At 57.7% G+C, this 13545-nt stretch carries 16 protein-coding genes and 3 pseudogenes; 8 read left to right on the top strand and 11 right to left on the bottom strand.

Annotation, left to right across the window (positions count from 1 at the left end; translation table 11 throughout):
* Positions 1-78 precede the first annotated feature (78 nt).
* From V7730_RS10995 to V7730_RS10985, 3 genes are all read left to right on the top strand, one after another.
* Positions 79-1395 carry a M23 family metallopeptidase gene (locus tag V7730_RS10995; protein ID WP_335747644.1) on the top strand — a complete coding sequence of 439 codons (1317 nt, stop codon included), beginning with the start codon at positions 79-81 and terminating at the stop codon, positions 1393-1395.
* Positions 1385-1891, top strand: a complete 507-nt coding sequence (locus V7730_RS10990) for a bactofilin family protein (protein ID WP_335747643.1) — start codon at positions 1385-1387, stop codon at positions 1889-1891. Before V7730_RS10995 ends, V7730_RS10990 begins: the two co-directional genes overlap by 11 nt.
* A gap of 316 nt (positions 1892-2207) precedes the next feature.
* The gene (locus tag V7730_RS10985; RefSeq protein WP_335747642.1) at positions 2208-2516 is read left to right on the top strand and encodes a hypothetical protein; all 309 of its coding nucleotides are present in this window, start codon (positions 2208-2210) and stop codon (positions 2514-2516) included.
* A gap of 193 nt (positions 2517-2709) precedes the next feature.
* Here the strand turns inward: V7730_RS10985 and V7730_RS10980 are convergent, their stop codons facing one another.
* Both V7730_RS10980 and V7730_RS10975 read right to left on the bottom strand, forming a co-directional pair.
* Positions 2710-3264 carry a peptidylprolyl isomerase gene (locus V7730_RS10980; RefSeq protein WP_335747641.1) on the bottom strand — a complete coding sequence of 185 codons (555 nt, stop codon included), beginning with the start codon at positions 3262-3264 and terminating at the stop codon, positions 2710-2712.
* A complete protein-coding gene (locus tag V7730_RS10975) occupies positions 3257-3763 on the bottom strand; it encodes a peptidylprolyl isomerase (RefSeq protein WP_335747640.1) in 507 nt (168 codons plus the stop codon). Before V7730_RS10975 ends, V7730_RS10980 begins: the two co-directional genes overlap by 8 nt.
* Positions 3764-3897: 134 nt before the next feature.
* On the opposite strand from V7730_RS10975, the gene V7730_RS10970 reads away from it, so the two are divergent.
* From V7730_RS10970 to V7730_RS10950, 5 genes are all read left to right on the top strand, one after another.
* On the top strand, positions 3898-5091 hold the full coding sequence (locus V7730_RS10970) for a phosphoglycerate kinase (RefSeq protein WP_335747639.1): 1194 nt from the start codon (positions 3898-3900) through the stop codon (positions 5089-5091).
* A gap of 183 nt (positions 5092-5274) precedes the next feature.
* On the top strand, positions 5275-5565 hold the full coding sequence (locus tag V7730_RS10965) for an FtsB family cell division protein (RefSeq protein ID WP_335747638.1): 291 nt from the start codon (positions 5275-5277) through the stop codon (positions 5563-5565).
* 132 nt (positions 5566-5697) lie between these two features.
* Positions 5698-6708 (top strand): pyruvate dehydrogenase (acetyl-transferring) E1 component subunit alpha, encoded by a 1011-nt coding sequence (gene pdhA, locus V7730_RS10960; protein WP_335747637.1) that lies wholly within the window; start codon positions 5698-5700, stop codon positions 6706-6708.
* Positions 6709-6711: 3 nt separating this feature from the next.
* Positions 6712-8091, top strand: a complete 1380-nt coding sequence (locus V7730_RS10955) for a pyruvate dehydrogenase complex E1 component subunit beta (protein WP_335747636.1) — start codon at positions 6712-6714, stop codon at positions 8089-8091.
* Between the two features lie 12 nt (positions 8092-8103).
* Complete coding sequence (locus V7730_RS10950; protein WP_335747635.1) at positions 8104-9438, top strand: pyruvate dehydrogenase complex dihydrolipoamide acetyltransferase; 1335 nt, start codon at positions 8104-8106, stop codon at positions 9436-9438.
* 126 nt (positions 9439-9564) lie between these two features.
* Here the strand turns inward: V7730_RS10950 and cysE are convergent, their stop codons facing one another.
* From cysE to V7730_RS10905, 9 genes and pseudogenes are all read right to left on the bottom strand, one after another.
* Positions 9565-10377, bottom strand: a complete 813-nt coding sequence (gene cysE, locus V7730_RS10945) for a serine O-acetyltransferase (protein WP_335747634.1) — start codon at positions 10375-10377, stop codon at positions 9565-9567.
* A 63-nt stretch (positions 10378-10440) separates the two neighbouring features.
* The gene (locus V7730_RS10940; protein ID WP_335747633.1) at positions 10441-10731 is read right to left on the bottom strand and encodes a DUF7742 family protein; all 291 of its coding nucleotides are present in this window, start codon (positions 10729-10731) and stop codon (positions 10441-10443) included.
* Positions 10732-10742: 11 nt separating this feature from the next.
* Positions 10743-11180, bottom strand: coding sequence for a hypothetical protein (locus V7730_RS10935; RefSeq protein ID WP_335747632.1), 438 nt, complete (start codon positions 11178-11180; stop codon positions 10743-10745).
* Positions 11181-11280: 100 nt separating this feature from the next.
* A complete protein-coding gene (locus V7730_RS10930) occupies positions 11281-11487 on the bottom strand; it encodes a rcc01693 family protein (protein WP_335747631.1) in 207 nt (68 codons plus the stop codon).
* Positions 11484-11798: pseudogene (locus tag V7730_RS10925) on the bottom strand (gene transfer agent family protein). The gene V7730_RS10930 and the pseudogene V7730_RS10925 overlap by 4 nt, the downstream one beginning before the upstream one ends.
* A 2-nt stretch (positions 11799-11800) precedes the next feature.
* Positions 11801-12229: a phage major tail protein, TP901-1 family gene (locus V7730_RS10920; RefSeq protein ID WP_335747630.1), complete on the bottom strand. Its 429-nt coding sequence runs from the start codon at positions 12227-12229 to the stop codon at positions 11801-11803.
* Positions 12230-12297: 68 nt separating this feature from the next.
* Positions 12298-12708 carry a DUF3168 domain-containing protein gene (locus V7730_RS10915; protein ID WP_335747629.1) on the bottom strand — a complete coding sequence of 137 codons (411 nt, stop codon included), beginning with the start codon at positions 12706-12708 and terminating at the stop codon, positions 12298-12300.
* A pseudogene (locus V7730_RS10910) lies at positions 12705-13042 on the bottom strand (phage head closure protein). The gene V7730_RS10915 and the pseudogene V7730_RS10910 overlap by 4 nt, the downstream one beginning before the upstream one ends.
* A 107-nt stretch (positions 13043-13149) precedes the next feature.
* Positions 13150-13506, bottom strand: a pseudogene (locus V7730_RS10905) (head-tail connector protein); the annotation flags it as partial.
* Positions 13507-13545 lie beyond the last annotated feature (39 nt).

The raw sequence follows: 13545 nt of genomic DNA, 5'->3' as shown, positions 1-13545 counted from the left end.
CGAAAGTTATTGCAATTTTGTTAACGGATTTGTGAGGGACACGCCGATCCGTAAGGGGACCTAAGGGAAATAATAAACGTGCGCACAAAAATCGCGATTAAGGCTCATGCTCTGTTAGAAAAACATTTTCCAGAGCGCCGAGTATTCTTGAAATCAGATAATGACACACGGTTCATCCGTTTGCGCCCCGTAACCCAGCTGATTGCGCTGGCCGGATCGTCAGCCTTGGTCGCTTGGGCCATTGTGGCAACAGCGATTATCCTCATGGACAGCATCGGCTCTGGCAACTTTCGCGAGCAGGCCAAACGGGATCAACGCACGTACCAAGCGCGCCTGAATGATCTAAGTTCACAGCGCGACACCCGTGCAGAAGAAGCCCTTGCCGCACAAGAACGCTTTAACGCAGCCCTTACCCAGATTTCCGTCATGCAGTCAGAGCTGCTGTCATCCGAGACACGCCGCCGCGAGCTTGAGACCGGCATTGACGTGATCCAGTCCACCCTACGCGACACGATGCAAGACCGCGAAGCGGCGCGCAGCCAGGTCGCACAGCTGCAAACCGAAAACGGCGATTCCATTCAAGTTGCGGCCAGCACCGCGCCGATGGATTTTCTCGCTGATGCGCTGGCCCGTACCGCGCTAGAGCGTGACAAGGTGATCGAGGACTCTGAAGAGGCGCTGTTGATTGCCGACGAGCTGCACCAGAAAATTGCGACCATGCAGGAGCAGAACGACACGATTTTCCGCCAGCTTGAAGAGGCCATGACCGTTTCGGTTGCGCCGCTGGACCGTATGTTTCGCGCAGCAGGCATGCCGACCGAGCGTATCCTTGAGACAGTGCGTCGCGGATACTCCGGTCAGGGTGGCCCACTCACCCCCCTTAGCTTTACCACCCGCGGCGAAAAGCCCACCGCAGATACGCTGCGCGCTAACCGCCTGATCAACCAGATGGACAGGTTGAACCTTTACCGACTCGCCGCCTCCAAGGCACCATTTGCGAATCCTGTAAAAGACGCTTTCCGCTTTACGTCGCATTTCGGCTTCCGCCGCGATCCTAAAACCGGCGGCCGCCGTATGCACTCCGGTGTTGATTTCGCAGCAGGCACAGGCACACCACTCTATGCCACGGCGGACGGTGTTGTGACTCACGCTGGCTGGAGCTCTGGATATGGACGTCTGGTGAAAATTCAACACGAATTCGGCATTGAGACGAGGTATGCGCATCAATCGAAAATCCGCGTGAAGGTCGGTCAAAGAGTATCGCGCGGCGATCGTATCGGTGATATGGGTGCTACAGGACGGGTAACCGGCGTGCACCTACACTACGAAGTGCGCGTGGGTGGGAAAGCCGTCAATCCAATGATCTATATCAAGGCAGCAAACGATGTTTTCTAAGAGCAAAATCAACGATCCGGCCCCAAGCGGTACTGAACCACAAAAACCCGCAATGCCGACTTCTTCGGCTGCCCCATCAGTGCCGCCGCAAAAGCCGAACGAGTTTAAGGCAAGCGCCCCAAAGGCAAAGCCGCCCGCCTCTGTCCTGTCTGCCGATCTGCACGTGACCGGTAACATGAAGACAACTGGCGATATTCAGGTTGAAGGCACGGTTGAGGGCGACATCCGCGCACACCTGCTGACCATCGGCGAGACAGCAACAATCAAAGGCGAGGTGGTTGCCGACGATGTTGTGATCAACGGCCGAATCGTTGGCCGTGTGCGTGGTCTGAAAGTACGCCTGACCTCCACAGCGCGGGTCGAGGGTGACATCATCCACAAGACCATCGCCATCGAGAGCGGTGCGCACTTTGAAGGTTCCGTACAGCGTCAGGACGACCCACTGAACCCCGGCGCCAAAGCGGCCCCTGCCCAGAAAGCAAACCCTGCTTCCTAAGGGATTTGACAACTGCAAAAATTCTAAACGCCGTGAGCGGCGCTCGCGGCGTTTTACTTTGCCGCCATGATCGTGGTGGCTGAAAAGACATTGGCGTAGCGCAGCGCCGGTTAAGAACCGGATCTCAATATTCTGTACAGAGTGGGCAGAACTGAAGAATGCGGGGTATGTGCTGTAGCACCTTTGGTCAGCCCAAAACTATTATTTTGGATACATGGATAGACCAATGCATACCGATCAATCCTTATTTGGTCCTGACGCGGCGTCACAAAACTCTGCAAAGTGATTTCAGGACATCAAAACCTGGAGAGACCAAATGACACTTGTAGAAAAAGCCCGCACCGGTCGCCGCTTCGCTCTTGAAGCTTTGGCCGAAGCCAGAGACAACAAAACAACAGCCGTCAGCTTTTGCAGTTCAAAAGCGTTCGCCTGCTCGTTCTCCGCCACCATATCGAAAACATCTTCAACTTCACCGAAATCGCTTCAGATCGCCGCCAAGCGATGCCGCTCCAGATCGCTTCATAAGCTTACTTCCCGGGCATCGGGCTATCGCCGTGCCCGCTATGATGGCCAGAAATCATACGCCACGTACCTAAGTTCTGTTCCTACCTTACCGCGTAGTTGAATGATTGCCTGAGACGGGTAAACATCGTCGGCACCTGAACAATTTTCGCGATCTAGCGCTGATGAAATAGGTCGCACATATGGCCTAGACCCCCAAGAGCGTCAGGTTCTTCCTTGCTACAGCTCTGACCTGAAAGAACGAAAAAATGCGCCTCCTACGAGACGCCTTCAATCTGGAAACCAGTTCGGACAGGTTAGTCCGTGACGGTGACCGTCTTCATCATATCAGGCTCGCCAACAACGGCGCCGTTGCCGCCTGTGCCGCGTTTGATGGCATCAACCACATCCTGACCATCCGTCACACGGCCAACAACCGTGTATTGACCGTTCAAGAAGGGTGCTTCGTCAAACATGATAAAGAACTGACTGTTGGCGCTGTCAGGGCTTTGTGACCGCGCCATGCCAACCACGCCTTTTTCAAACGCAACGTCCGAGAACTCGGCTGGCAGATCGGGCAGATCGGAGCCGCCTGTGCCTGCGCTACGCATGTCGCTGCCCATTTTGCCATGTTCCACATCGCCGGTCTGGGCCATAAAGCCGTCGATCACGCGGTGGAACACAACACCGTCATAGGCACCATCTGCCGCCAAAGCGGTGATCTGTGCCACGTGGCGGGGGGCCACATCTTCGAGCAGGTCAATCGTGACCGTCCCGTTGGCCTGCCCTGCCACTTCGATCATCAGACCGGAGGCAGCGACAGGGCCAGCAATGAGCGCTGCGAACAGCCCGCTTGCAAGCAGCTTACGCATCTGCAGCTACCTTGACGCTGATCATGCGGTCGGGGTTGGCCGGTGGCTCGCCCTTTGCGAGGGCGTCTACATGCTCCATGCCAGAGATAACCTGACCGTAAACAGTGTACTGGCCGTTCAGGAAATCATTATCTTTAAAGTTGATAAAGAACTGGCTGTTGGCCGAGTTCGGGTTAGCAGAGCGCGCAGCACCAAGCGAACCGCGTGCGTGCGGAACCTTTGAGAATTCGGCTGGCACATCAGGATGCTCGGAACTGCCGGTGCCTGCGGCGCGCGGGTTATAGTCTTTTTCCATGTTGGCGTGCTGTACATCGCCGGTCTGGGCCATAAAGCCGTCGATGACGCGGTGGAAAGCCACGTTGTCATATGCACCTGCGCGCGCCAGCGTTTTCATACGCTCGACGTGCTGGGGCGCTACGTCCGGCAGCAGCTGGATGGTGACGGTGCCACCTTTGATTTCCATCAGGATTGTGTTTTCGGGGTCTTTGATCTCGGCCATGGGGCACTCCTTCATAAATCTTTCACGTTACCTAAGGCGCAGAGGCACAATTGCCAAGGCAGTGCATTGACCCTCGGCAAGATAACGGCAAAACAACACTAACTTTGAGCGCAGACAACAAAGGATCGGTACACATGGGCTGGAAAACACTGGACGACATGGACCTTCACGGCAAACGGGTTCTGGTTCGCGTCGATATCAACGTTCCCGTTGAGCAAGGCAAAGTAACCGATGCCACGCGCATTGAACGGATTGTGCCCACCGTGCAAGACATTCTGGCCAAAGGTGGCACCCCGATCCTTCTGGCGCATTTCGGACGGCCCAAGGGCAAGGTCAATCTGGAAATGAGCCTGCGGCAGGTCCTCCCTGCCCTGCGCCACGCGCTGATGCGCTCTGTCGCGTTTGTCGAAACACTGGATGCCGCCGAGAAACTAACCGCGGAGGCAGCAGTGGCAGACGTGGTGCTGATCGAAAACATTCGTTTCCACAAAGGCGAAGAAGCCAACGACCCCGAGTTTGCCGCGCGTCTTGCGCGTCTGGGCGATATCTATTGCAACGATGCTTTCTCTGCCGCGCACCGTGCTCATGCCTCGACCGAGGGGGTTGCCCATCACCTGCCCTCGTGTGCAGGTCGTCTAATGCAGGCCGAGCTTTCTGCGCTGGAAGCCGCATTGTCCAAGCCGAAGCGTCCGGTGGGCGCAGTTGTGGGCGGGGCCAAGGTTTCGACCAAGATCGCGCTGCTGGAAAATCTGGTGAACCGCCTTGATTTGCTGGTTATCGGCGGCGGGATGGCCAACACGTTTCTGGCTGCACAGGGCGCGCAACTGGGCGCGTCGCTGAGCGAGCCTGACTATTTCGACACTGCGCGCGATATCATGGCGCAAGCAGCCAAGGCTGGCTGCCGTGTTCTGCTGCCCGTGGACGGTTTGGTCGCGCGGGAGTTCAAGGCAGGAGCCGCGCATGAAGTGACCCCGCTTGGCCCCGATACGGTTCTTGCGGCTGACCAGATGGTTCTGGATGCGGGCCCCGAGACAATCGCGCAGGTCCGTCTGGCATTCAAGGGACTGAAAACGCTGATCTGGAATGGCCCCATGGGCGCGTTCGAGATTGCTCCGTTCGACACTGCTACGGTCGCTGCAGCGCAGATGGCGGCAGAGCAGACCCGCGCTGGCACGCTGGTCTCAGTCGCGGGGGGCGGTGATACGGTTGCCGCGCTCAATCAGGCGGGTGTGGCGAATGATTTCACCTATATCTCTACGGCAGGCGGCGCCTTTCTGGAGTGGATGGAAGGCAAAACCCTGCCCGGTGTCGCGGCATTGGGCGGCTAACTAATCGGCCAACTGCACTGCTGCCGTATTGGTAGGCAAAGCGGCCACAGTTCGGCGGAATGTAGCAAACATATGTCGCTGGAGGGAATCCGGGGATTCCCTTTGCGAATTACCTATGGCATAGTCCTAAGACCGCCCGATAAGAGGCGGCAAAGATCGGCAGCAACCCACAGGCATCCTCTTATGAGCAAACCATCGTTTGGCCCTATTCTGTTCTTCGCGATCGCCTTCGCGCTGAGCCTGTATTTCATGTTTGCCGCTGTGCAGGGTGATTTCGGCCTGTTTCGCCGTGCCGAAATTCTGGCCGAGGCCGATACCATGCGCACCCAGCTTGTACAGGTCCGCACCGATGTTGCGCAGATGGAGAACCTGACGCTGCGGCTGTCGGATGATTACCTTGATCTTGACCTGCTGGACGAGCGCGCGCGCACGGTCCTTGGCATGGTGCGTTCCGATGAGATCGTGATCCGCTAAACAGCCCTGCCCCTACAACATGGCTCCGTTGCGCAAAGCCCTCTCGCCAAGCACGTTCGAATCCTTTATGATATAGTTTAACGTTAAACTATATTCGGCGATTTCGATTTACGCCGACGGGAGGACTGCCATATGGCTGCCAAGAAGCCGAGTTCCAAAGCGACCCAATCCAATGTTTCACCGGAAGAGCTGAAAGCGTATTACCGCGACATGCTTTTGATCCGTCGCTTTGAAGAAAAAGCGGGCCAGCTGTACGGCATGGGTCTGATCGGTGGCTTCTGTCACCTCTACATCGGACAAGAAGCGGTTGTTGTGGGCCTTGAGGCCGCAGCCAAAGAAGGCGACAAACGCATCACCTCTTACCGCGACCACGGGCACATGCTGGCCTGCGGCATGGACCCCAAGGGTGTGATGGCCGAATTGACCGGCCGCGAAGGTGGCTACTCCAAGGGTAAAGGCGGCTCCATGCACATGTTCTCGAAAGAGAAGCATTTCTATGGTGGCCACGGGATCGTTGCGGCGCAGGTGCCACTTGGTGCGGGCCTTGCCTTCTCTGACAAATACAAAGGCAACGACAACGTGACCTTCACCTACTTCGGTGATGGTGCGGCGAACCAGGGTCAGGTTTATGAAGCCTACAACATGGCCGAAATCTGGAACCTGCCGGTCGTTTTCGTGATAGAGAACAACCAATACGCTATGGGCACGTCCACCAAACGCTCCACCCACTCGCCCTCCTACTGGGAACGCGGCGCTGCCTACGGAATCAAGGGTGAAGAAGTGGACGGCATGGATGTGCTGGCCGTGAAAGAAGCCGGCGAGAAGGCTGTCGAAGTCTGTCGCGCAGGCAAAGGCCCCTATATCCTTGAGATCAAAACGTATCGCTACCGCGGCCACTCTATGTCGGACCCGGCCAAGTACCGGACCCGCGAAGAAGTGCAGAAGATGCGCGACGAGCGTGATCCGATCGAGGCAGTGCGCAGCCTGCTGCTGACCGGCAAACACGCCACCGAAGATGACCTCAAAGCGATCGACAAAGAAATCAAAGCCGTCGTGAACGAAAGCGCCGAGTTCGCCAAGGACAGCCCGGAGCCGCATCTTGATGAGCTTTGGACAGATATTTACGCAGAGCTGGAGGCTTAAAACATGGCAACCGAAATTCTGATGCCCGCCCTGAGCCCCACCATGGAAGAAGGCACGCTGGCCAAATGGCTGGTGAAGGAGGGCGATACTGTCTCCTCCGGTGACATCATGGCCGAGATCGAAACCGACAAAGCCACGATGGAATTCGAAGCCGTGGACGAAGGTGTGATCGGCAAAATCCTGATCGAAGAAGGCACCGAAGGCGTGAAGGTCAACATGGCCATCGCGATCCTGTTGGAAGAAGGCGAAGACGCCTCTGCCATGGACAGCGCCAAATCCGAACGTGCCTCTGCCCCCGTCCCTGCGGACAAAGAACAATCGTCCGAAACAGCGCCTGCCGCTGCCAAGTCCCACCCCGAGCCTGTCGTAGACACGTCTCCCGACTGGCCGGAAGGCACGACGCTGAAGAAACAAACCGTGCGCGAAGCGTTGCGCGACGGCATGGCCGAAGAAATGCGCCGCGACGAGACAGTATTCATTATGGGCGAAGAAGTGGCCGAGTATCAGGGCGCTTACAAAATCACCCAAGGGATGCTGGATGAATTCGGCTCCAAACGTGTGATCGACACGCCGATCACCGAACACGGATTTGCCGGTATCGGTGTCGGGGCTGCCTTTGGCGGCTTGAAACCGATTGTCGAGTTCATGACCTTTAACTTCGCCATGCAGGCGATGGACCAGATAATTAACTCTGCGGCCAAGACGCTGTATATGTCTGGTGGCCAGATGGGTGCGCCTATGGTGTTCCGTGGGCCAAACGGTGCGGCTGCGCGTGTGGGTGCCCAGCACTCGCAGGACTATGCCGCATGGTTTATGCAGGTTCCCGGCCTTAAGGTCGCTATTCCCTATGCCGCGTCTGACTATAAAGGTCTGATGAAAACGGCGATCCGCGATCCGAACCCGGTGATCTTCCTTGAGAATGAGATTCTCTATGGTCGCTCATTCGATGTGCCTGATCTGGATGACTACACCGTGCCGTTCGGCAAGGCCCGCATCTGGCGCGAAGGCGACGATGTGACCATCGTGAGCTTTGGCATCGGCATGACCTACGCACTCGAAGCCGCCGACAAACTGGCCGAAGAAGGCATTATGGCCGAGGTCATCGACCTGCGCACCCTGCGCCCGATGGACACGCTCGCGATCATCAAATCCGTGATGAAGACCAACCGTCTTGTCACGGTTGAAGAAGGCTGGCCGCAAGGCTCTGTCGGGAGCTACATCAGCTCTGTTGTGATGCAGGATGCGTTTGACTATCTGGACGCGCCGGTGATCAACTGCACAGGCAAGGACGTACCGATGCCCTACGCAGCGAACCTTGAAAAACACGCGCTAGTCACCACCGCCGAGGTGATCGAAGCCGTGAAAAAAGTAACATACAAATAAGGAGCGGACACGATGCCAATAGAAATCCTGATGCCCGCCCTCTCGCCCACCATGGAAGAAGGCACGCTGGCCAAATGGCTGGTCAAGGAGGGTGACAAAGTCTCCTCCGGTGATGTGATGTGTGAAATCGAAACCGACAAGGCGACGATGGAGTTCGAAGCTGTAGACGAAGGCGTGATCGGCAAGATCCTCGTCGGCGAAGGCTCCGAAGGGGTTAAGGTCAACACCGCTATCGCCGTCCTTCTAGAAGATGGTGAAACCGCCGACGACATCGCTGATACACCAGCGCCAAAGGCCGAAGCATCCAGCAATGCCGCTCCGGCAGAAGCCTCTGACGCCACGGCCCCAGCCAAAGGCCACGGGCGCGGCGCAACAGATGCGACACCAGCGCCCGCCGCTGGTGCGAAATCCGATGGAAGCCGCATCTTCGCCTCCCCCCTTGCGCGCCGCATTGCTGCGCAAAAGGGTCTTGATCTGGCTGCGGTCAAAGGCTCCGGCCCCCACGGCCGAATTGTAAAAGCCGATGTTGAAGGCCTTTCGAAAACGGATGCTCCAAAGGCAGCCGCAACTGCCGCGCCGGACAAGGCTGTAGCTCCTGCCGCAGCGATGCCAACAGGCCCATCCAGCGACGCGATCGCCAAGATGTATGAAGGCCGCGAGTACGAGGAAATCACCCTCAACGGCATGCGCAAAACCATCGCAACGCGCCTCACCGAGGCCAAGCAAACCGTGCCGCACTTCTATCTGCGTCGCGATATCCAGCTTGATGCGCTGCTGGCCTTCCGTGCCCAGCTCAACAAACAGCTTGAGCCGCGCGGTGTGAAACTGTCGGTCAACGATTTCATCATCAAAGCCTGCGCGCTGGCCTTGCAACAGGTGCCAGATGCGAATGCGGTCTGGGCCGGTGACAAGGTATTCAAGCTAAAACCATCGGACGTAGCCGTTGCTGTCGCCATCGAAGGCGGGCTCTTCACGCCTGTGCTTAAAGACGCAGAGATGAAGTCCCTCTCCGCGCTAAGCGCCGAGATGAAAGACCTTGCCGGACGTGCACGTGACCGCAAACTCGCGCCGCATGAATATCAGGGCGGCAGCTTTGCCATCTCCAACCTCGGCATGTTCGGCATCGACAATTTTGACGCGGTCATCAACCCGCCACACGGTGCAATCCTTGCCGTTGGTGCTGGTGTGAAAAAACCAGTTGTCGACGCGGACGGAGAGTTGGGCATCGCTACGGTGATGTCTGTCACCCTGTCTGTCGACCACCGTGTCATTGACGGAGCGTTGGGCGCGCAACTGCTCTCTGCAATCAAGGACAACCTAGAAGCGCCGATGACGATGCTCGCCTGATAATTATTTTGGCGATAGATATCCTGTGACGTTTGAGGCGCTAAACCTAAGGAGCGACACAAAAGATCAACAAAAAAGGCCGGAGCAACCGCTCCGGCCTTTTCCATTTGTGCGTTTAGCCCTGCGCTATTCGCTCCAGGGGCCCAGCATATGATTCATCGAAATCGACGGCTGATCACAGCCGGCCTCTCCGACAATGCGCGCAGGAATACCTGCTACGGTCTTACACGGCGGCACTTCTTCAAGCACGACCGAACCTGCAGCGATGCGGCTGCAATGGCCAATCTTGATATTGCCCAAGACCTTGGCTCCTGCTCCGATTAGAACACCATCACCGATTTTGGGGTGACGATCCTCTTCTTCTTTGCCGGTGCCGCCAAGCGTTACCGAATGCAACATCGATACGTTGTCACCCACAACAGCCGTCTCACCGATAACAATCGAATGGGCATGGTCAATCATGATGCCCTTGCCCATGCGGGCGCCGGGGTGGATATCCACTCCAAAAATTTCAGAGACACGCATTTGGAAGAAATACGCCAGATCACGCTGGCCGCGCGCCCACAAATAATGGCTCACGCGGTAAGCTTGCACCGCCTGGTAGCCTTTGAAATAGAGGATCGGCTGCAATAGGCGGTGGCACGCCGGATCACGTTCATATATTGCCACAAGATCCGCGCGTGCAGCTTCAACCAAACCCGGCTCATCTGCATATGCCTGATCTACGATCTCGCGCACAACCATCATCGACATCTCGTTCGAGGATAGTTTGGCCGCAATCCGGTAGGACAAAGCCTTTTCTATGGAGGTGTGATGCAGGATCGTCGCATGAACGAATCCGCCGATCAGCGGCTCGTCTGCTGCGGCTTTTTGAGCGTCATGCTTGATCTGGTCCCAGACAGGATCGACAGAGGCGATTTTACTACGAGGACTAGCCATGTGGCGGCTCCTTTATCTCGGCTTTTTTCTCTATTTAGCACAAATCGGTCCGCTGCAAAGACGTTACCTTGTACAAGTACCGCATCTATCATCCCCGCGGCGCGCCAATACGTTCAGAACAAGGGCCATCGCAAGATAGTAATCCGGCACGGCATTGACCATAGAATACCCCTTCAGATGCGCCAACGTCGCGGCACGCAGGCTGCCGTCCCCCCACTGCGGATGCAGCCTGCGCAGGCGTTTGACGTGTTTATCAGCAACGTGAGCCTGCCAGAACAACCTTTGACAAAATGCAACGCGTGCGCCCACCGGAACTGTCTGCACCGCGCCGGCAGCGTGGTGCAGATCGCTCAAGCCAACCCGTCTCACAATCCGGTGATCTCCGTCCGTGCAAACAACCCCGGTCCATAGGTCGAAGAGACCTGTGCCACTTCAACAGTAAAAGAGGCCTCCACCGCGTCCGCCGCTTGCGCGGCCGCAATGCAATCGAACAATGGTGCCGACACTATTTCCTCCCGCACAACGACCCCGTCTTTTGCGATCCGCAGCAGATAGGATTCTGTCTCTTCCCCCAAGGGCACTTCAAGAGGCTCCCATGCGTCGCCGTCAATTCGCGTTCGACGCACCCAACTGACTGCCAGCGCACCGTTTGACTGCGCGAGGACGCGCAGGTGGGCGGGCGCATAGGGGCGTAAGCCATTGCCGTCAAACATCACCCCGTCAAAGGCCTTGCGCAAACCGCGGCTCAATCCTTTTTCAAAGGTGGCTACATCCTTGCCCATCGCTGACAGTGAGGTGCTCATCCGGCGCAACTCGCTGTCAAAGCCCGATACCAGAATACTGGTCTGGCCCAGCGTCTGGTTGAGCTATTGTGCATCTGTTGCCAGATCGTCAAAACTTTCATCATTCATTATCTCGATCCTTTGTCTTGTCAGGATAGGCCGCCATCAGAGCGGCCAATCCGGCACTTAGCATCGGTGCATCACCCGCCTTGCTACCCAGCATCATCTGCAACTCTGCAGGCGTCAGCGCCCAGAAGGCATCAGGGGTCAGCCGCAAACCGTGCAGCCCTGCGCGCATCAAAGCGGGCCAATCAAAGCCAGCGCTCATGGCTGAACCGTAAAAGCCCGCGCCAACAGCTCAGCGGCGGCTTGTGCTGCGCGCATTGGGCCACCCCCGATCTCGGCCTGTGCCAGCGTGTCGGGGTTCATTTCGACCCCACCGCCGCGCAGACCCGCACATAGCAGCGCCAGCACGTCCCGCGTGCTGAACCCGCCCGTCTCGAACCGCTGCACCAGCGCCATCAGCGATGGTTAAGCCAGCTCTTCCTCCAGCTCGGCTAAAGCCCCCAGCGTAAGCCGCATCCGATGGTGCTGATTGTTCACAACCAGCGCCACCTCTCCCCTCCACCGATTTTCCATGCTTACTCAACCGGATCGACGTAAGGGATGAATTGCAGCTGCCCCGCAGAGGCAAGCGACAACTCGTAAGTCGCCTCCCCATTAAGCTGGCCTGCATACTCCAGCGAGGTCACCTGAAACGGGCCCTCCACGATCCCGAACTGGGGAATGACCACCTGAAAATTTGGCGTCAGCCCATCAAAGAGCAATTGGCGCGCACGCTCGTCTGTGGCTTCATCACGGAACACGCCAGAGCCGCTGATCGCAGCTGACCGCACGCCTGCACCTGCCAGTAACTCACGCCACCCGCCCTCACTATCGAGCGCGGTAACGTCAACTGCTTCGGCATTGAAACTGATGCGCGTGGCGCGCAAGCCCGCGATGGTCTCAAAGTTGCCATCGGTGCTCATATCTACTTTGACCAAAAGGTCCTTGCCTGCTTGTACAGCCATTTCGTCGTACTCCTATAGTGTGCCGTTTGGCGTTGAGAATTAGTTGCCCTCTATTGGGGCGCTTTTGATCAGTCGTCCTGCACCCGCGCGCGAAAGCGCAGATCGATTTGGCGGGCACTTGCAGCATCAATGCGCCGTGCAGTCGCCCTCTCGAACCGCAGGGAAATCAACCTGCCGCGTGACAGCTCCAGCTCTACATCTTGCAGGGCGTCACTGACCGCCGTTGCAGCTGCTTTGGCTGTGGCGAAACCAGGGCTCGTCGTGATCACCGAAACCGTCAGAAAGTGGACCGCCCCCGCACCACTGCCGTCAGATGCCTCGCGCACCGTCTCGGAGCCAAGTCGCACGTAAATATCTGGCACGCTGCCCGCAGGCACAGCATCATAGATCCCCGTCCCAACAAGGGCACTCAGCGCAGCATCTTGGCTCAAAGCGGCAAATACCGCAGCCTGAAGAGCGCCTGAAACTGCATAGCTCATACGACCTGCTTCTCTTGGGCAAAGCAGGCCAGGTAGCGCCCCTCGGGGTCATGCTCGGCCACTGCTTCGATGGTAAAATCCGCTCTTCTTGCCGAAAGCGTTGCTGCGCGGTCGGACGCTCAGGGCTACCCACGGCTGCACCGCGCACGATGATGCGGTAGGCCATGCGGCTGATCGGCGCGCCGCTCTGCGCGGTCTCGCGTCCGCTGCGTGGTGTCACTTCGGCCCAAAGCGTGCCAACCGGCACCCAGCCCTGCACATAGCCGCCTGCGCCATCTCTCAGCTCGGCTGGCGTCTCAAGGACCAGCGCACGGTTCAGACGTGGCGCGCTCATGCCTGCGCCCCGCTGCGGCCAAGACGCATGGTGCGGTAGCGCTCGATGAGCGACGTCACACCAAACGGCATGCACCCATCGCTCAGCACGGTGTCATGGCGGTACTCTTAATAGTGTGCAGCCAGCATTAACACAGCCTGCTGCATGTCCGCAGGCACATCCTCCCATTCGGGACCGTATCCCGCCAGAAACCGCACGCGCAGTTCGCCGCCGGTCTCGGGCGCTGGAAGGCAGGCGCCGGTAGCGCGCAGTCGCGGCGTATGACCGTCCCGCTCCCACCAATAGAGGCCAGCATTCACTAACTGCTCGATCCCGCTGCGAGTCACGCGCTGCACATTGGCAATCACGGTGACCGGTGCCACAGTCAACGGCAAGGCATCAGCAGCACCGAGCGACGACATAACCAGCGTGAACTCCCGCTCGATCAATACCTTGCCTGTCCGCGCCTCGATTGAAGTGGTCCTGCTTTTTAGGACAGTTTTGCGGCTTGGCTAAGATGCATC

Origin of the sequence: Sulfitobacter sp. (assembly GCF_036961165.1) — a bacterium.
In the GTDB taxonomy this organism is placed as follows: Bacteria; Pseudomonadota; Alphaproteobacteria; order Rhodobacterales; family Rhodobacteraceae; genus Sulfitobacter.
The sequence above is the reverse complement of the archived record's forward strand: the minus strand, read 5'-3'. Positions and strand labels throughout refer to the sequence as shown.